The sequence below is a fragment of the Paractinoplanes durhamensis genome (genome assembly GCF_016862175.1).
GTDB lineage: Bacteria > Actinomycetota > Actinomycetes > Mycobacteriales > Micromonosporaceae > Actinoplanes > Actinoplanes durhamensis.
Genome location: NZ_BOML01000025.1, coordinates 46,731 through 63,606 on the forward strand (window position 1 = coordinate 46,731; position 16,876 = coordinate 63,606).

Consider the following 16,876-nt stretch of genomic DNA (forward strand, 5'->3'; position numbering starts at 1 on the left):
GCCGCAAGGTAGGTCTGGCAGTACGACGGAAGTGTCCCGATCTGCTCCTAACGTCATCGGGCAAGCGCACCGACCACCCCTGGGAGCAGCAGATGAGCAAGATCGCCGTCGTCACCGGCGCCAACTCGGGCCTCGGCCTGGTCACCGCCACCGAGCTGGCCCGGCAGGGCATGCACGTGGTGATGGCCGTCCGCAACACCGCCGCCGGCGCGGAGGCCGCCCGCGGGATCGCCGGCGACGTCGAGGTCCGGGAGCTGGATCTGGCCTCGCTCGCCTCGGTGCACGCCTTCGCGGCGAAGCTGGCCGCCGACCACCCGGCGATCGACCTGCTGGTCAACAACGCGGGCGCGGTGCTGCTCGGACCGCGCCGCACCACCGCCGACGGCTTCGAGCTGCATCTGGGCACCAACATGCTCGGCCATTTCGCGCTGACCGGCCTGCTGCTCGGCAACCTGGCCGCGGCGCCGGCCGCGCGGGTGGTCAGCCTCAGCTCGATCACCCACAAGAACGCCCACCTGGACTTCGACGACCTGATGTTCGAGCGGGGCTATCGGGCCTCCCCCGCGTACGGCCGGTCGAAGCTCGCCACCACCGTGTTCGGCTTCGAGCTGGACCGCCGCCTGCGCGCCACCGGATCACCGGTCATCAGCACGCTGGCCCACCCCGGCCTCACCCGCACCAACCTGACCCCGCGCGCCTGGGAGCACCAGGGCCGGCGTGGCCGGATCATCGCGCGGGCCGGCCTGCTGATGACCCAGTCGGTGGAGCAGGGCACCCAGCCGCAGTTGCGCGCCGCGACCGGCCCCGGCGTGCGCGGCGGGCAGTTCTTCGGCCCGGCCGGTTGGTGGGAGACGCGCGGCCCGGTGACCGAGGCCAAGGCCAGCCGGGAGGCCACCGACCCGGCGGTGGGGAAGCGACTGTGGACGGTCGCCGAGGAGCTGACCGGCGTCAGCTACCGGTGACCCCGGCGGGACGCGCCCGCCGGGGTGCACTCCGCGGTCAGCCGCTGCAGGTCGGATCGAACTCGTCGCACGCCCAGCTGGGGGTGGCGGGCGGGGTCGGCGGCACGGTCGGCGGGGTGGTGCCCGGGAGGTCGGTGTCGCTCGGGTCCGGGTCGATCGTCGGGAACGTCGGCGGAGTGGGATCGGTCGTCGGCGGGCTGGTCGGGAAGGTCGTCGGCGGCAGGGAGCGGTCCGGGATCGCGATCGCCTGAATGTCCACGTCGACCCGGAAACCGCAGCCGTTCTTCGCCTTGGCGGCCAGCCGCAGCGCCGCCGGCAGCACGACCTCACCGGTGATGCCCGGACCGATGTCGAGCCGCTGCTGTGCGCCGTAGAGCAGGACGCCGGCCGGGTTGAGCAGCGGGCCGGAGACTGCCGACAGGCAGCCGGCCGGCTTGGCGTCGCGCAGCGGTGACACCAGCCGGACGCGGTCGGCGATCACGTGCGAGGCGCTGCGGTTGCGGACCTTGACGATCAGGTTGCTGGCCACGCCCGGCACCAGTTGCGGTTCGAGCTGCACGTCCAGCACCTGAAGGTCACCGGTGAGCGGCTGGTTGACCAGCTCACCCTTGCCGTGCAGGACGGCCCCCGCGGCGTACGCCGCCGAGCCGACAACGAGAAGGATGGCCGGCACGGCGGCCGCCATCCACAACGATCTCTTGACCCTCATCCGTTTTGTCTCCCCGTTCGTGTGAAATAGACGGGAGGGACGTTAGTCACCTTCGCCCGGCATCGATATCGACCGCACAGTTGAGAGGCTTTCCCCGTGACGCCCATGGTTCGCATCGTGCATTTGTCCGGGCCGGCCTTCCACGCGCTGGCGCGCGGCGACCTGGCCGCGGCCAACGCCGCCAGTCCCGTACCCGTATCGGCCTTTCTCGCCGGGCCGGAGAACCGCGGGGTGTGGGCCCGCCGGGCCCGCCAATGCGACGAGGACCCGGCGTCCGCCGAGTGGGTCACCGGCGTCATCTGGGACGAGGAGAACGCGATCGCGGTCGGCCGGGCCGGCTTCCACGAGGCGCCGGATGCGGCCGGGCTGGTCGAGATCGGGTACGCGGTGGAACCCGCGCACCGCCGCCAGGGCTACGCGCGGGCCGCCCTCGAAGCGCTGCTGCAGCGGGCCGCCGACGATCCGCTGGTCAAGACGGTGCGGGTGTCGATCGCCCCGGACAACGTCGCGTCCTACGCGCTGGCCGCGCACTACGGCTTCGTGAAGGTCGGCGAGCAGTGGGACTCCGAGGACGGGCGGGAGATCGTCTACGAGGTGCCGGCGGATCAGTTCAGCCGGTCGAGGAAGGCCAGCGATCGCTGAACGACCAGTTCCGCGGCCGCGGCGTCGTAGGACGGCAGCGAGCTGTCGGTGAACAGGTGCCGGTCGCCCGGATAGACGAACAGCGAGGCGCCCGGCACCGTGGAGGCCAGCTCCTGGGCGGCTTCGAGATCGCCCTCGCGGCCGAAGAACTCGTCCTGCTCCATGCCGTGCACCTGCACCGGGACGCCGTGCGGCCACGGCCCGAACGCCCATTCCCCGGTGATCGGGAAGCAGGCCTCGTAGAGCAGCGCGGCACGGGCTCCGGCGAACGTCTGGGCCAGTCGTTGCGCGGGCTTCACCCCGTACGAAATCCCGGCGAAGACCGACCCGGCACTTGCCGCCGCCTCCGCACGGGCATCGAGCTCCGCCTCGCCGATCTCGCGCGTCAGCGCCAGCCCTTCCTCGAGGGAGGCCGGCAGCGCGCCGCCGAAGAGATCCGGGGTCGCCACGGCATGACCGCCCGCTCGCAGCTGCTCGGCGAACGCCAGGACACCGGGTGTGAGCCCCTGCAAGTGGTGGAACAGTACGACCGAGGCCATCCCTAGACTCCATGATCAGACGACTACGAGAAATCTTAGAGGCTGCATGCTCCACGCGCTGTCCGGTTTCGCGCTGATCGGTGCGATCGTGCTGGTCGGCTGGGTGGTCGGCCGGTTCGGCGGGCTGCCGGAGGGCACCGACGAGGTGCTCGGCCGGCTCGTCTACGCGGTGCTGGCGCCGTGCCTGCTCTTCACCGTTGTGGCCGGTGCCGACCTGCACGTTCTCTTCAGCGAACCGCTGCTCGTCTCGGCCGCCGCGGCGTTGCTGACCTTCCTCGGGTACGCGCTGATCTTCTTCCGCCGGGACCGCAGCACCAAGATCATGGGCGCGCTGTGCGCGGGTTACGTCAACGCCAACTACATCGGCATCCCGGTCGCGACCTACGTTCTGCGCGACGCCGCCCTCGTCGTACCCATCGTGATGGTGCAGCTTCTGATCATCACGCCGATCGCCCTGACCATGCTGGAGTCGGCCGCCACCGGCCACGCCTCGGTCCGCTCGACGGTGATGTCGTCGCTGCGCAACCCGCTGATCGTCGCGGTCGCGCTGGGTGCGGTGGTGGCCGTGACCGGCTTCCGGCTCCCCTCGGTGATCGACGACCCGCTGACCGTGATCGGCCAGGCGACGGTCCCGCTCGTCCTGATCGCCTTCGGCATGTCCCTGCACGGCCGCCGCATCCTCGCGCCCGGCCCCGACCGCCGCACCACGATCGTCGCGGTCGCGTTCAAGACCGCCGGCATGCCGGCCATCGCCTTCCTCCTGGCGTTCCTGTTCCGCCTCCCCCACCAGGAGATGTACGCCGTGACGGTGCTCGCCGCCCTGCCGACCGCGCAGAATGTCTTCCTCTACGGGCAGCGCTTCCAGACCGGCGTGATCCTGGCCCGCGACGCGATCTTCCTGTCCACCATCGCGTGCGCGCCGGCCCTGCTGCTGATCGCCCTGCTCTTCACTAGGTAACCGTTCCGCAAAGGATCGACGCGCCATGTAACCTTTCCGGCCTCAGCCGCGTCTTGGTCAGTGCAGCCATGATGGCGATCGTCGATTGCGAGAGTGATGATTCAGCGACGCAAGGTCATCGTCGGGACACTGAGCGCCGCCGTTGCGGTGGCCACCGTCGGTGGTTCCGCGCCGGGTTCGGCGAGTGCCGAGACCCCCACGACCGGCGGCCCGGAGACGGAGAAGAGCCTGCCGAAGCCCGCGCCGGTCCAGCTGACCGTGACCCCGGGCAACGGCGCGGCCACGGTGTCGCCGGCCAACCCGGTCGTGGTCACCGTTCGCAACGGCGAGCTGCGGACGGTCGCGGTCACCGCGGGCGCGACGAAGGTCGACGGCGAGGTGCAGGCCGACGGCACGTGGCGGTCGAGCGGCGCGCTGGCGTACGGCAAGACGTACAAGGTGGTCGCGACCGCCACCGACGGCACGGTGAAGATCTCCAACTTCGCGACGGTCAAGCCGCAGCACACGGTCGAGGCGACCTTCCGGGCCAACAGCAACAACACCCTGAAGAAGGGCAGCACGTACGGGGCGGGTCAGCCGGTGATCGTGGCGTTCAGTCGCGCGGTCAACAAGGCGGCGGCCGAGAAGGCCATCGAGATCACCACGTCGCCCGCGGTCGAGGGCAAGTTCTACTGGGCCGACGGCCGCACGGTGCACTGGCGCCCGGCGAAGTACTGGACCGGCGGCACGTCGATCACGGTCAAGGTCAATGCCTTCGGCCTGAAACTCGGCAACGGCGTGTACGGCGGGAAGAACGCGTCGACCCGGTTCACCATCGGTCGTCAGCTGATCGCGATCGCCGACAACAAGTCGCACCTGACGAAGGTCTACATCGACGGCAAACTGGTCCGCACGATGAAGTCCAGCCTCGGCAAGGGCGGCTCCACGACCGGCGCGAACGGCCAGCACATCAGCTACTGGACGGCGGGCGGCCCGCACGTGGTGCTGTCCAAGGAGCGGGTGCACAGCATGAGCTCGGCGAGCTACGGCATCACCGACCCGGCCGACCCGAACTACTACGGCGCCGAGGACATCGAGTACTGCACCCGGATCACCTACTCCGGCGAGTTCCTGCACGCCGCCCCGTGGAACCACTCGCTGGGCCGGGCCAACCTGTCGCACGGCTGCGTCAACCTGAGCGTCTCGGACGCCAAGTGGGTGTATGAGAACTTTTTGATCGGCGACGTCGTCGACGTCCGGAACAGCCCGCGGAAGATGCCGATCTGGAACGGTGTCGGCGACTGGACCGTGCCCTTCGACAAGTACGGCACCTGACCTACGTGCGGCGCAGCACCGAGACCACCTTGCCGAGTACGACCGCCCGGTCGCCGTCGATGTTGACGTAGGCCGGGTTGCGCGGCTCCAGCACCACGTGCCCGCCGCGCCGCCGGAAGACCTTGACCGTGGCCTCCTCGTCGATCATCGCCGCCACGATCTCGCCGTTGTAGGCCTCCGACTGCTGCTTGACCACGACGATGTCGCCGTCGCAGATGGCCGCGTCGATCATCGAGTCACCGCGGACCCGCAGCCCGAACAGGTTGCCCCGCCCGACCAGATCCCGCGGCAGCGCCAGCACCTCGTCGGAATTCTGCTCGGCCAGTATCGGCGTGCCGGCCGCGATGTCACCGAGCAGCGGCACCCCGACGGTCCCCGGATCGGCCCGCGCCGCCGGTTCGGCGGTCTGCAGGAACATCCGCACGTCGACCGGCCGGGTGGACCGCCCGCGCCGGAGAAACCCGACCTCTTCGAGAACACGCAGATGCCGCCCGACCGAGGAGGTGGAGGCAAGCCCGATCTCGTCGGCGATCTCCCGGGTGGACGGCGAATATCCGTACCGCAACGCCCACTTCTGAATCACGGTGAGGATCTGCCGCTGTCGCTCGGTCAGCACCGACGTGTCGAATTCCTCATCCGCTAGCACTCCAAGATCCTGCCTGGTCACGGCCGCGGAACCCGGGAGGCGCGCCGGGGGCCTGCCCACGTGGGTGTGCCGGGCGTGCTCCGCCAGGATTCGCGCAGCGGGTCGTCATCGGGTCGCCTGCTGCGTGTCCCGGGTGACCGGCAGGTCCACCGAGGCCAGCAGGGCCAGCTTCTCGGCGTTGCTGGAGCCGGCGTCGGGGTGGTAGACGACGAGCATCAGGCCGTCCGCTCCGCCGATGCTCATCCGCTCCCGGTTGAGGACGAGCTCGCCGACCTGCGGATGCTGGAAACGGATCAATGTTCCGGTCTGTTTGCGCACCTCATGGCGGGCCCAGAGCCGGCGGAACTGGGCGCTCGCCAGGGACAGCTCGCCGGTGAGCTCGATCAGCCGGGGATCGTGGACGTCGGTGCCCACCGCCTGCCGCAGGCTCGCGATGTAGCACTCCGTGATGGCTTCCCAATCCGGGTAGTAGGCCTGCTCGGCCGGGTCCAGGAACAGGTCGCGAAGCTGGTTCCCGCCCTCGGCGAGGCCGGGCGAAAGAGCTCGGGCGAGGCTGTTGGCGGCCAGGATGTCGAAGTACCGGCCCTCGATGAACGCGGGCTGGACCAGGGAGCCCAGGAGCTTGAGCGCACCGGGCGGGACGACCTCCTTGCGCGGCCGGCGCCGCCGCTTGCGGGGAGCGTCCGCGACCAGTGCGAGCAGGTAGGCGAGGTGCTCGTCGTCGAGCTGCAGCACGCGACCGATCGACTCGAGCACCTGCACCGACGGGTTGCGATCGCGACCCCGCTCCAGGCGCAGGTAGTAGTCGGCGCTGAGGCCGGCGAGCATCGCGACCTCCTGCCGTCCTCGGCGCCGGAATGCTCGTCATGCACCTGACCGGCGGCTCGGTCGCCGGCCTCTTCGCCGCCGTCGCGCTGTGGGGCCTCGGCTTCGGCGGGGTGCCGACGACGGTGCTGAGCTGGGGCGCCCGGACGGAACCGGCCCGCCTCGAACAGATCGGCGGCATCATCGTGACGGTCTGCAACGTCGCGATCGCCCTCGGCGCCGGCGCCGGCGGACTCCTCGTGGACGAGGTAGCCGCCGACGCGTCGCTGCCGGCCGGCGGCATCGCCGCGATCGCCGGCGCAGTGCTGCTCACCTATAGCGGCTCAGTTGCTCGCGCGCCTGGGCGGTGATGTCGGCGATCACCGAGCCGGCGCTCTTGACCGCGTCGACCAGCCCGACGCCCTGGCCCGCCAGCAGCGGCATCTCCTCGAAATCCCCGGTGGTGACGTCGCGCATCGGAACAAGATTGGAGAAGCGGGGTACGTCGATCTCCTGCCCGCCGAGGACGGTGTGCCCGATGATCGGCCGCTCGGCCGTGACGGCCGGCGACTCGTCCACGACCCGGTTGCGCAGCACCCGCATCGGATTGAACTGCGGGGTCTCCGGCCCGAACAGCGAGGTGCAGACGGTGTCGGTGGCGGTGGCCGCAACGAGCCGTGACTTGTAGTCGTCGTGCGCGAGCGACTCGTCGGTGGCGACGAGCCGGGTGCCGATCCAGGCGCCGTCCGCCCCCAGCATGAGCGCCGCGGCCAGCCCGCGCCCGTCGGCGATGCCGCCGGCCGCCAGCACCAGGGCCGGCGCCACCGCGTCGACCACGAGCGGGATCAGCGCGAAGGTCGGCAGGCTCGCATAGTTGTGCCCGCCGGCCTCGATCCCCTGCGCGACCACCACGTCGACACCGTCGTCGACTGCCCGCTTGGCCGAGTCAACGTCCCCGACCTGCTCGAAAACCCGAATCCCGGCCGCATGAAGCTGATCGATCCAGGCCCGGGCCGGATGCCCCCAGTGGAACGACACGGCCGGCACGGCCGCGTCGCAAACCGCGTCGATCTGCGCCTGCTCGGTGAAGACGGTGATGAAGTTGACGTGAAAGGGCGCCGGCGTGCCGCCCCGAATAGCCGCGACGACCTGCGTGATGGCCGGCGCCGGCATCAGCCCGACCCCGAGCGAGCCGAGCCCACCGGCGTTACCGACGGCCACCGCCAGATCCGGCGTCATCCCGACAAAGGCCATCCCGGCCTGGGCGATGGGCGTACTGAGCCCGAACGCCTCGGTAAAGCGAGTCCGAAGTTCCATCCCCTGACCATGTCGGAAGTCGCCGTTCATTCCTGTCAGCCCCCGGACAGCAGATTCAACCTTCCGGTCGCCCGTCGACCGGCCGACACTGTGCTGGTGTCCAACGTGCCGAGTCCGCCGACCATCCGCTCGGTGCTGGGAACCGCGCTGACGACCGTCTTCAGCATCGGCGCCACCTTCCTGGTCACCGAGTCGCTGAATCAGGACGTCGGCATCTCGATCCTGCTGTCGATCATCGTGGGTGGGATCGCTCTTCTCACCCGGTTTCTCATCGAGTTCGAGCGCCGGCAGGCGAGCGTCGAGGAGAAACTCTCGACCTACAGTTCCGCGGCAAGATCTAGGCTCCCGACCCGGATCTGCACCAGCGACGCTGCCGGCGACGATCAGGCCATGCACGCCCGGCGTCCGCCCCAGCACGGTGACAGCCTCGTGCACTCGGTCGTCGAGCAGTTGCCGCCATCGTTCGGGGGGATCGTGGCCCGTCACGCCAAACCCTCGGCCAGCAGGTCGGCTGCGGTCACGAGCGTGGTCACGAACTCCTCCGGCGGGATGCGGGCGACGAAAGTCCTGCCCCGGGCCTCCCGCCAGAAAGAGAAGACGATGACGAGTACGTCGTTGTCGAGGTACGCGTACTTGGCGACGTTGTCGACGGTCTCGCCCCACTGCATGAACCAGAAGCGTTCGCGGAGTTCGGGCTTGGCGCGCTCGAGGCGCCGGAAGTTGTCCTCCGGGGAGCGGCCGGGGAAGGGGCAGGGCTGGAGCTCGCGGCGGCGTACCTGGTCGGCGGTCGACCGCATGAATCCGATGAAGACCGGGAGGTACGCGGTGTTGTCGTCCACGGTCAGCCGCTCGCCGCCCGCCCACAGGTCGACGACGCGAAGCTGAGGTGACTGGAACTCGCCGGCCTCCACCGCGAACGACGCCCGGTCACCGAATCGCGCCTGGTGGCCGGTGCTCTCGGGCACCGGGAACTGCCGCGCGGCCGCGTCGAGCCATGCGTCGATCGCGGCCGGCGACTGCCGGATCGCGGTGATGAGCTCCTGCGCGGCCTGCCGATGGACGGGGCTGAGGTCTCGGTCGAGATCCGCCTCGGTCAACTCCTGGTCGTTGGTGGCGAGCTGCCACCAGAGCTTCACCAGGGTCCGGCCCTCCGCCTGGTCGTGCTCGCCGTTGAGCCACCGCATGACGACACCCTGGGCGAGGGAGCGCTGGTCCTTGTCGCGGAAGCCGGAATGCAGATCGATCAAAGACACAGCCGGACCCTACTGAGCAACCGATCCGCCCGCGACGGATATCGGCCGGGGCCGGACGCGGATCCGGCCCCGGCGCTGGTCACGGGCAGTTGACCTTGATCTCGCCGGCCGTGCAGATGTCCCGGCCCGGCCCGCCGTCGATCCTGTCGAAGCCGGGGCCACCGGACAGGATGTCGTTGCCCGGGCCGCCGTAGAGGGTGTCGTTGCCGGTGTCGGCCTGGACCCGGTCGTTGCCGGAACCGCCGTGGATCACGTCGTTACCGCGGAACGAGTTGACCGTGTCGTTGCCGCCGAGCAGGCAGATGACGTCGTTGCCGGCGCTGCCGAGCAGGATGTTGTTGCCGGCGGTGCCGACGATCGTGCAACCGAACGCGTTGTTGACCGTCGTCGGCTGCGCGGCGGTGTTGTTCGCCGGCACCGGGTCCGCCGGGCTCCCGGCGGTCTTCGCCGTCGCCGTGATGACTCCGGTCGCCTGTGGTTCCACGGTCAGGGTGATCGTCGCGGTCGCGTCCTTGGCCAGGTTGCCGACATCGCAGGTCACCACGGACCCCGCGATCGAGCAGGTGCCCTGGCTGCCGGCCGCGTCCAGGACCAGCGCCGCACTGCCGGTCAGCGTGACGGCGGCGGTCACCGCGGTGGCCGGGCTCAAGCCCTTGTTGGTCACCTTGCTCGTCGAGACGAACGTGCCGGCCAGGGCGACCGGGTCCGCGCTGTCGGTGGTGACCACGCTCAGGTCCGCCGCCGGCGGGGGTAGCGGCGCGGCGGTGATCCTCGTCGACGTGGTGCTGGTGTTGTTCTTGGCGATCGGGTCGTCCGTGTCGGCGGAGACGACGGCCGTCACGGAGATCGATCCGGCGGCCTGCGGCTTGACCATCACGGTGATCGTGGCCGTCTTGCCGCCGGCCAGGCTGCCGAGGTCGCACGTGATGACCGGCGCAGGAGCGGTGCAGGAGCCCTGGCCTACGGAAACGCTGTGGATGGTACGGGCGTCGCCCGCGAAGGTCAGCGTCGCTTTGACACCGGCGGCCGGGTCCGCGCTGTTGTCGGTGACGGCGGCGCTGTAGGTGTACGTCGTCCCCACCTCGACGGGGTCGGCGGAGGATGTGGTGGTCACGATGAGGTCGGCCGAGGGCGCGGTCACGGTGGCGATCGCCACCGCCTGCGAATAGTCGAGTCCGATGGAGAACTTGTCGAGTTTGTTGGTCGCCGTGTCGAGAACGGCGGCCGTGCCCGTCATGGCGAAGTAGATGCGCCTGCCGTCCGGAGTGATGTCCGCGTCGATGGCGTAGGCGGCCGGGATGCTGGTCACGGCATCGGTCGCGGTGTCGATCACCGAGATCTGGTCGGTGTTGTGGCTGACGTAGGCGCGGGTGCCGTCGCGGGTGACCACCACCGCCAGCGGGCCCGGTCCGGCCTCGACGGCGCCCTCTTCCGACATCGTCGAGGTGTTGATCATGCGTACGCTCGTGCTGTTCGGGCTGGTGACGTAGACACGGGAACCGTCGGGCGTGATCCCCATGCGCACCGCATTGCGGACCGGAATGGTGCCGCTCACCGTGTCGGTGACGGTGTCGATCACGGTCATCTCGTCGCCGCTGTTATTGGCGACATAGAGGCGGTCGTTCGGTACGGCCAGCACTCCGTACGGCAGGTTGCCGACGGTGATCGTCCGGGAGACCGTGTCCGTCGCGGTGTCGATCACCGACACGGTCCCGCCCGAGCCGTTGGTCACGTAGGCCTTGGCCCCGGATTTGGTGAACGCGATCTGCCGCGGGCTGGAACCGACCGGGATCGTCTTGACCACCGCGTTGGTGGCAGTGTCGATCTTGAACACCGCATCCGAGATGTGCGAGACGACGTAGGCGCTCCGGCCGCCCGGGGCGACCGCGACGTCGAGCGCGTTGGCGGGGAGCGCGATGGTGTCGACCACGGCGTCGGTGGCGGTGTCGACGACCTTCACCCGGGGCTGGTCGTTCGCCAGGCCGACGAAGTAGGCCAGCGTCCGGGTGACCACCGCCGCGGCCGCCGGGCTCGCCGGCAGTGCGACCGAGATCATCCCGGCGAGCAGCAGCATCACCGCGGCCAGCGGCAGCCGCGGGCCGCCCGGCGTCGGGGCATAGGTGTTTGGCACGAGATTCTCCCCCTTGATACCGGACAGACAGCGCTCTACGTCCGGAACTACACCAGATGGTGGTGAACCTCGCGGCGGGCTCACCCGCATGGCACCCGTTTGGGGAGAGTCGGTGGTGGCCGCCACCCGGCTTCGTTGGCACAGTGGACGTCGTGACAGCGCCCTCGCCGGACGCGGAAGCGGGATCGGCACCCGCATCGACCGTCGTGTTCGTGAGTCACGCCGGGCGGGATCGGGCCTGGGCCGAGTGGGTGGCCTGGGAGCTGGAGCGGGCCGGCTACGAGGTGGTGCTCGACCTCTGGGACTGGGAGGCCGGCGAGAACTTCGTCGAGAAGATGCGCGACGCCCTCGACCGCTGCGGCGTGCTGGTGGCACTGTTCTCCACCGCCTACTTCGAACCGCAGCGCTACACCTCGCCCGAGTTGACCGCCGTACTCGCCGACCGCAGCCCGGCTGGTCCCGGTCCGGGTCGAGCAGGTGGTGCCGCCGAAGCTCTACCGGACGCTGCTCAGCGTGGACCTGTTCGGGCTGCCGCCGGAGGAGGCCCGGCGACGCCTGATCACAGCGGTCGCCGGGAAAGGCCGCCCGGCCGGCCAGCCGGCCTTCCCGGGCACGGGCAACCCGGAGGCGAGCGGCCCTCGGCTGCCCGGATCGCTGCCGCCGGTGTGGAACGTGCCCGCCCGGAACCCCGCCTTCACCGGCCGGGATCGGATGATCGTCACGCTGCGGGAGGACCTGCAGAGCGAGGGCCGGGTCCTGGTCCGCGCGCTCTCCGGTCTGGGCGGGGTCGGCAAGACCCAGCTCGCGATCGAGTACGCCCACCGGTTCGCCGGCGAGTACGACCTGGTCTGGTGGGTGGCGAGTGAGCAGCCGGAGCTGATCGGCGAGCAGATCGCCGCCCTCGCGGTTCCGGCCGGCCTGATCGGTGCCGTCACCGACGTCACGACAGGGGTCGCCATCGCCCTCAACGCGCTGCGGTCCCGGCCACGGGTGTTACTGGTCTTCGATAACGCCGAGGCCCGCGAGGACATCCAGCAGTGGCTGCCGGGCGGAGGTGCGCATGTGCTGGTGACCTCGCGGAACCCGATCTGGTCGGGCGTCGCCACCTCGGTGGGCGTGGATGTATTCGCCCGCGCCGAGTCGGTAGCCCTGATCGGCACGCTCCTGCCCCAGCTGACCGCGCAGGACGCCGCCCGGTTGGCCGAAGCCTTGGGCGACCTGCCACTGGCCATCGGCCAGGCCGGCGACATGCTCGCCGAGACGGGCCTGCCGGTGGAAGACTATCTGGTGGCGCTGCGCGACCACGCCGACGACCTGTTCCGGGACCGCGGCCCGGCGAACTATCCGGTACCGCTGGCCGCGGCCGTCACCGAGGCCGCGATCCGGCTGCGCGCGGCCGACCCGGCGGCGGGGCAATTGCTGACGTTGTGCGCCTACTTGGCGCCGGAGCCGACTGCTGGGCCGCTACGAGGAAGCCCGCCACCTGAATGCGGACATCCTCCAACGCTGTCGCAAAGCCTTCGGCGACGACGACGCGGACACCCTCCTGACAGCCATCAACCTGGCCTCCGACCTGCGAGAACTGCATCGTTTCGAGGAGGCACTGGAGCTGACCACGGACACCCTGGCACGACGCCGGCGGCTCTTGGGCGACGATCACCCGGACAGCCTCGACGCGGCCATCGGACTGGCGTTGAGCCTGTTCGGACTCGACCGGTTCGCCGAAGCCCGCGAGCATGATGAGGAGACCCTGCACCGTTGCCGGCGCGTTTACGGGGACGACCATCCGTCAACTCTCATTGCTGCGAACAATCTCGCCCGAGACCTGAGATTGCTGGGACAGTTCGCGGAGTCCCTGGATCTCTACGAGGACACCCATGCCCGCCACCGTCGGGTGCTGGGTGCCGACCACCCGGCCGCCCTGGCATCCGCCTCGAACCTGGCCATCGGCCTGGCCGCCGCCGACCGGCTCGAGGAAGCCGTCCGGCTGGGCGAGGAGACGGTGGAGCGCAGCCGCCGGGTCCTGGGTGCCGACCACCCGTACACCCGGCGGTCAGTTCAATATCTCGCCGGCCACCAGGAACAGCTGGACGCCCGGCCGTAGCGGGCGGACGGCCCGGTGTTGCAATCCGGGAGAACTGGATGGCGGGGGCTTGTGCTGACTCGTACTTAAAAAGGGTTTACCGCTGTTGATGCTCTGGGGATCAGGCGGCCCGGCAGCGCTCGTCGGCCGTGTTCGGGCTCGCCGTTTATCGCCGCCAGCAGGAGCTCGGCGGCGGTTCGGCCGATGCCCTCCAGATCCATGTCGATGCTGGTCAGGGCCGGGCGCGAGCCGTCGACCATGACGTCCCAATTGTCGAAGCCGACCAGCGCCACATCCCCCGGAACCCGTTTTCCGGCTTCCTGCAGCGCCTCGGAAAGGCCTCTCGCTATCTGGTCGCTGCCGCAGAAGACCGCGTCGACGTCGGCGCCGGTGGACAGCAGAATTCCGGCCGCCTGACGACCCCAGGCCTCGCTCCATTCGCCGAACAGCACCGGCGCCGCGGGCTCCAGGCCCGACGCCGAGAGGGTGCGCATGGCGGCGGCCGCCCGGACCGTGGCGGAATGGTGGTGCTCGGGGCCGGTCACGTGGGCGATGCGACGTCGGCCGATCGCCAGCAGATGCTCGATGGCTCGGCGGGCGCCGTCCTGCTCGTCGGGGACCACCGAGCAGTCGTCCGGGTCGGTCGAGCTGATGAAGGCGTAGACCACCGGGACCGGCAGTGACGCGCCGATCGGCGGGCGTGCCTGGGTGCGGCGGCCGGTCACGATGATGCCGTCGACCTGGCGGCCGAGCAGGGTGCGCAGGTAGTACTGCTCGCGGATCGGGTCGTCGCGGGCGTCGCACAGGAAAACGCTCACCTGGCCGGCGCCGAGTGCGTCCTCGGCGCCGATCAGCAGCGGGATGCTGAACCGGCCGATGCTGTCGGTGGTGATCATGCCGACCGTGTAGGTGCGGCCGGCCTGCAGGCTGCGGGCCGCGGCGTTGGCCACGAAACCCAGCTGCTCGGCGGCCTCCTGCACGCGCTGGCGTGTCTCGGGTCGCAGGGCTCCCCGCCCGTTCAGCGCTTTCGACGCGGTGCCCGGGGAAACTCCGGCCAGTGCGGCGACCTCGCTGATCGTGGTGGCCCGATCGATGGTTCCCAGTGTTTCCTCCCCCGTTTCCCGGCTCCGGCAATCAGACCGTAACTTCCCCTTGACATGGCCGCAAGAGCCTCCCTACGTTCAGGGCAATCGTTTTCCTTCCGTTGCCTCAGCGAAGCAAAAGCCTCAGCGAAGATCCTCGGAATCCAAGGGGTACCGAATATGACCCTCTCCTCCCGCCGGGGGCTGCGCGCCATCGCGGCCCTCTCCGTCGCGGTCTGCCTGACCGCCGCCTGCTCCAACGACAACTCCTCCTCGGGTGACGGCTCCACCGCCGCCGGTGGCGGCACCTACAACATCTGGGACCCGTACCCGCAGTTCGACGACTCGTCGGACTGGGTGAAGCTGCTGGCCAAGTGCGGCACCGACGCCGGCGTGACCGTGAAGCGCACCGGCTACGACACCACCGACCTCACCAACAAGGCCCTGCTCGCCGCCCAGCAGGGCAACTCGCCGGACGTGCTGATCGTCGACAACCCGGTCGTCTCCACGCTGGCCGAGGGCGGCGTGCTCACCACCACCGACGACACCAAGGTCGACACCTCGGCCGTGGAGCCCAATCTGCTCGCCGCGGGGCAGCAGGACGGCAAGACCTACGGCATCCCGATCGGGGCGAACACCCTCGCGCTCTACTACAACAAGAAGGTTCTGGACGCGGCCAAGGTCGACCCGGCCACCGTCAAGGACTGGACCTCGCTGACCGCGGCGCTGGAGAAGGTCAAGGCGGCCGGCAAGAAGGGCATCACGTTCTCGGCGATCGGCACCGAGGAGGGCTCGTTCCAGTTCCTGCCGTGGTTCTGGGGCTCGGGCGCGCAGCTCACCCAGCTCGACTCGCCGCAGGCGGTCTCGGCGCTCGCGCTGTGGACCGACTGGCTGAAGAAGGGGTATGCCCCCAACTCCGTCCTCAACAACACGCAGACCACCAGCTGGCAGGAGTTCGCCACCGGTGACTACGCGTTCAGCGAGAACGGCACCTGGCAGCTGGCCAACGCCAAGAAGGCCGGCTTCGAGTACGGGATCATCCCGATCCCGTCGCAGGCCGGCGGCACGGCTCCGGCCCCGACCGGTGGCGAGTTCGTGACCGCGCCGGTGCAGACCGACACCAAGCGGTACGCCACCACCGCGAAGCTCGTCGCCTGCCTGTCCAGCGCCGACAACGCACTCACCACCGACACCACCCTGTCCTACGTCGCGGCCACCTCCGCCGTGCAGGACAAGCAGGTCGCGGCGAACCCGGACCTGAAGGTGTGGGTCGAGGCGGTCAAGGCGGCCAAGGGCCGGACCAGTGACAACCTCGGCACCAAGTACCCGAAGATCTCCGAGCCGCTGTGGGGTGCCTTCCAGGCCGCCCTTTCGGGTGGTAAGTCGCCCGCGGATGCCCTGAAGGCCGCCCAGACGACGGCCGCCTCGGCTACCAAGTGACCGTGGCTTCCGATCTGATCACCCGCGCCGCGGCGGCTCCGGCCGCCCCGGCGCGGGCTCCCCGCAGACGATCCCCGCAGTGGGCGGCGTGGCTGTTCCTCGCGCCCGTGGTGATCTACCTGATCGCGTTCTACGCGTACCCGCTCTACCGCAACCTGGATCTGAGCCTGCGGCATTACACCGTACGGTCGTTCGTGCAGGGCGGGGCGCCGTTCAGCGGTCTCGACAACTACCGGACCGTGGTGGACAACGCCACGTTCTGGCCGGCCCTGCTGCACACGGTGTTGTTCACCGGCATCTCGCTGATTTTCCAGTTCGCGATCGGCATGGCGCTCGCGGTTTTCTTCGCGCAGAATTTCAAGCTTTCCGCGACGCTGCGGGCGCTGTTTCTGGTGCCGTGGCTGCTGCCGCTGATCGTGAGCGCGTCGACCTGGTCGTGGATGCTCAACAGCGATTCCGGCGTGGTCAACTTCGCGCTGAAATCGGTGGGGATCGACCCGGTCAACTGGCTGACCTCGCCGTCCTGGGCGCTGACGTCGGTCATCATCGCGAACGTCTGGATCGGCATCCCGTTCAATCTCGTCGTCCTCTACAGCGGATTGCAGGCCATTCCGTCCGAGGTCTACGAGGCGGCCGCGCTCGACGGCGCGACCGGGTGGCAGCGGTTCTGGCGGGTCACGTTCCCGCTGCTGCGGCCGGTTTCGGCGATCACTCTGCTGCTCGGTCTGGTCTACACGCTCAAGGTGTTCGACATCATCTGGATCATGACGAAGGGCGGGCCGACCGATTCGTCGACCACCTTCGCGACCTGGTCCTACAAATTGAGCTTCGGCAATCTGCTGCCGCAATTCGGGCCGGGCGCGGCGGTCGGCAACCTGCTGATCATCATGGCGCTGATCTTCGGTCTTCTCTACATCCGCCTGCAGCGGAGGCAATCGTTGTGAAAAGGCAGCGGAGGCAGTCCCTGTGAAAAGCCAGCTGAAAACCGGCGCCGGC

Annotated in this window: 17 protein-coding genes and 3 pseudogenes; 10 read left to right on the forward strand and 10 right to left on the reverse strand. The window is 69.6% G+C overall.

The window, feature by feature from the left end; all coding sequences use genetic code 11:
* The first annotated feature begins 92 nt into the window (after window positions 1–92).
* Complete coding sequence (locus tag Adu01nite_RS15070; protein WP_203727462.1) at window positions 93–962, forward strand: oxidoreductase; 870 nt, start codon at window positions 93–95, stop codon at window positions 960–962.
* A 37-nt stretch (window positions 963–999) separates the two neighbouring features.
* Here the strand turns inward: Adu01nite_RS15070 and Adu01nite_RS15075 are convergent, their stop codons facing one another.
* Window positions 1,000–1,671 (reverse strand): hypothetical protein, encoded by a 672-nt coding sequence (locus Adu01nite_RS15075; protein ID WP_203727463.1) that lies wholly within the window; start codon window positions 1,669–1,671, stop codon window positions 1,000–1,002.
* A 105-nt stretch (window positions 1,672–1,776) separates the two neighbouring features.
* Here Adu01nite_RS15075 and Adu01nite_RS15080 point away from each other — a divergent pair, with 105 nt between their 5' ends.
* Entirely contained in the window at window positions 1,777–2,313 is a 537-nt protein-coding gene (locus Adu01nite_RS15080) for a GNAT family N-acetyltransferase (protein ID WP_203727523.1), read from the forward strand.
* On the opposite strand, the gene Adu01nite_RS15085 is transcribed toward Adu01nite_RS15080, so the two are convergent.
* Entirely contained in the window at window positions 2,277–2,852 is a 576-nt protein-coding gene (locus Adu01nite_RS15085; RefSeq protein WP_203727464.1) for a dienelactone hydrolase family protein, read from the reverse strand. The genes Adu01nite_RS15080 and Adu01nite_RS15085 overlap by 37 nt on opposite strands.
* Window positions 2,853–2,898: 46 nt before the next feature.
* Here Adu01nite_RS15085 and Adu01nite_RS15090 point away from each other — a divergent pair, with 46 nt between their 5' ends.
* Entirely contained in the window at window positions 2,899–3,810 is a 912-nt protein-coding gene (locus Adu01nite_RS15090; RefSeq protein ID WP_203727465.1) for an AEC family transporter, read from the forward strand.
* 96 nt (window positions 3,811–3,906) lie between these two features.
* Complete coding sequence (locus Adu01nite_RS15095) at window positions 3,907–5,124, forward strand: L,D-transpeptidase (protein ID WP_203727466.1); 1,218 nt, start codon at window positions 3,907–3,909, stop codon at window positions 5,122–5,124.
* Window position 5,125: 1 nt separating this feature from the next.
* On the opposite strand, the gene lexA is transcribed toward Adu01nite_RS15095, so the two are convergent.
* From lexA to Adu01nite_RS48475, 3 genes and pseudogenes are all read right to left on the reverse strand, one after another.
* Window positions 5,126–5,791, reverse strand: a complete 666-nt coding sequence (gene lexA, locus Adu01nite_RS15100; protein WP_379134903.1) for a transcriptional repressor LexA — start codon at window positions 5,789–5,791, stop codon at window positions 5,126–5,128.
* A gap of 84 nt (window positions 5,792–5,875) precedes the next feature.
* Window positions 5,876–6,505: an MmyB family transcriptional regulator gene (locus Adu01nite_RS15105; RefSeq protein ID WP_275414655.1), complete on the reverse strand. Its 630-nt coding sequence runs from the start codon at window positions 6,503–6,505 to the stop codon at window positions 5,876–5,878.
* Window positions 6,485–6,610, reverse strand: a pseudogene (locus Adu01nite_RS48475) (helix-turn-helix domain-containing protein); the annotation flags it as partial. The pseudogene Adu01nite_RS48475 and the gene Adu01nite_RS15105, both read right to left, overlap by 21 nt.
* 17 nt (window positions 6,611–6,627) lie before the next feature.
* Between Adu01nite_RS48475 and Adu01nite_RS15110 the strand changes: the two are divergent.
* Window positions 6,628–6,945: a hypothetical protein gene (locus Adu01nite_RS15110; RefSeq protein WP_203727469.1), complete on the forward strand. Its 318-nt coding sequence runs from the start codon at window positions 6,628–6,630 to the stop codon at window positions 6,943–6,945.
* Here Adu01nite_RS15110 and Adu01nite_RS15115 read toward each other — a convergent pair.
* The 4 genes from Adu01nite_RS15115 to Adu01nite_RS15125 all read right to left on the reverse strand — a co-directional run bounded on the left by Adu01nite_RS15115 (window position 6,905) and on the right by Adu01nite_RS15125 (window position 11,275).
* On the reverse strand, window positions 6,905–7,891 hold the full coding sequence (locus Adu01nite_RS15115; protein WP_203727470.1) for an NAD(P)H-dependent flavin oxidoreductase: 987 nt from the start codon (window positions 7,889–7,891) through the stop codon (window positions 6,905–6,907). The genes Adu01nite_RS15110 and Adu01nite_RS15115 overlap by 41 nt on opposite strands.
* Before the next feature lie 35 nt (window positions 7,892–7,926).
* Window positions 7,927–8,058: a hypothetical protein gene (locus tag Adu01nite_RS48480; protein WP_275414653.1), complete on the reverse strand. Its 132-nt coding sequence runs from the start codon at window positions 8,056–8,058 to the stop codon at window positions 7,927–7,929.
* A 315-nt stretch (window positions 8,059–8,373) separates the two neighbouring features.
* The gene (locus Adu01nite_RS47785; protein WP_239132423.1) at window positions 8,374–9,144 is read right to left on the reverse strand and encodes a hypothetical protein; all 771 of its coding nucleotides are present in this window, start codon (window positions 9,142–9,144) and stop codon (window positions 8,374–8,376) included.
* A 79-nt stretch (window positions 9,145–9,223) separates the two neighbouring features.
* Window positions 9,224–11,275, reverse strand: coding sequence for a CARDB domain-containing protein (locus Adu01nite_RS15125; RefSeq protein ID WP_203727471.1), 2,052 nt, complete (start codon window positions 11,273–11,275; stop codon window positions 9,224–9,226).
* Between the two features lie 56 nt (window positions 11,276–11,331).
* On the opposite strand from Adu01nite_RS15125, the pseudogene Adu01nite_RS48920 reads away from it, so the two are divergent.
* The 3 genes and pseudogenes from Adu01nite_RS48920 to Adu01nite_RS15135 all read left to right on the forward strand — a co-directional run.
* Window positions 11,332–11,709, forward strand: a pseudogene (locus tag Adu01nite_RS48920) (toll/interleukin-1 receptor domain-containing protein); the annotation flags it as partial.
* Between the two features lie 238 nt (window positions 11,710–11,947).
* Window positions 11,948–12,721 (forward strand): annotated as a pseudogene (gene fxsT / locus Adu01nite_RS48925) (FxSxx-COOH system tetratricopeptide repeat protein); the annotation flags it as partial.
* A 37-nt stretch (window positions 12,722–12,758) separates the two neighbouring features.
* Window positions 12,759–13,379: a tetratricopeptide repeat protein gene (locus Adu01nite_RS15135; protein WP_369076820.1), complete on the forward strand. Its 621-nt coding sequence runs from the start codon at window positions 12,759–12,761 to the stop codon at window positions 13,377–13,379.
* Window positions 13,380–13,444: 65 nt separating this feature from the next.
* Here Adu01nite_RS15135 and Adu01nite_RS15140 read toward each other — a convergent pair whose 3' ends face one another.
* Window positions 13,445–14,452, reverse strand: a complete 1,008-nt coding sequence (locus Adu01nite_RS15140) for a LacI family DNA-binding transcriptional regulator (protein WP_203727525.1) — start codon at window positions 14,450–14,452, stop codon at window positions 13,445–13,447.
* 168 nt (window positions 14,453–14,620) lie between these two features.
* On the opposite strand from Adu01nite_RS15140, the gene Adu01nite_RS15145 reads away from it, so the two are divergent.
* Together Adu01nite_RS15145 and Adu01nite_RS15150 are read left to right on the forward strand one after the other, a co-directional pair.
* Complete coding sequence (locus Adu01nite_RS15145; protein WP_203727474.1) at window positions 14,621–15,880, forward strand: sugar ABC transporter substrate-binding protein; 1,260 nt, start codon at window positions 14,621–14,623, stop codon at window positions 15,878–15,880.
* A gap of 2 nt (window positions 15,881–15,882) precedes the next feature.
* Entirely contained in the window at window positions 15,883–16,824 is a 942-nt protein-coding gene (locus tag Adu01nite_RS15150; RefSeq protein WP_203727475.1) for a carbohydrate ABC transporter permease, read from the forward strand.
* The last annotated feature ends 52 nt before the right edge of the window (window positions 16,825–16,876 follow it).

Coding starts and splice junctions, on each gene's coding strand:
- Adu01nite_RS15115 (WP_203727470.1), bottom strand. CDS start 7,891: ATGGAACTTCGGACTCGCTTTACCGAGGCGTTCGGGCTCAGTACGCCC.
- Adu01nite_RS15090 (WP_203727465.1), top strand. CDS start 2,899: ATGCTCCACGCGCTGTCCGGTTTCGCGCTGATCGGTGCGATCGTGCTG.
- Adu01nite_RS48480 (WP_275414653.1), bottom strand. CDS start 8,058: ATGCTGAAGACGGTCGTCAGCGCGGTTCCCAGCACCGAGCGGATGGTC.
- Adu01nite_RS15075 (WP_203727463.1), bottom strand. CDS start 1,671: ATGAGGGTCAAGAGATCGTTGTGGATGGCGGCCGCCGTGCCGGCCATC.
- Adu01nite_RS15080 (WP_203727523.1), top strand. CDS start 1,777: ATGGTTCGCATCGTGCATTTGTCCGGGCCGGCCTTCCACGCGCTGGCG.
- Adu01nite_RS15070 (WP_203727462.1), top strand. CDS start 93: ATGAGCAAGATCGCCGTCGTCACCGGCGCCAACTCGGGCCTCGGCCTG.
- Adu01nite_RS15145 (WP_203727474.1), top strand. CDS start 14,621: ATGACCCTCTCCTCCCGCCGGGGGCTGCGCGCCATCGCGGCCCTCTCC.
- Adu01nite_RS15095 (WP_203727466.1), top strand. CDS start 3,907: ATGATTCAGCGACGCAAGGTCATCGTCGGGACACTGAGCGCCGCCGTT.
- Adu01nite_RS15110 (WP_203727469.1), top strand. CDS start 6,628: ATGCTCGTCATGCACCTGACCGGCGGCTCGGTCGCCGGCCTCTTCGCC.
- Adu01nite_RS15085 (WP_203727464.1), bottom strand. CDS start 2,852: ATGGCCTCGGTCGTACTGTTCCACCACTTGCAGGGGCTCACACCCGGT.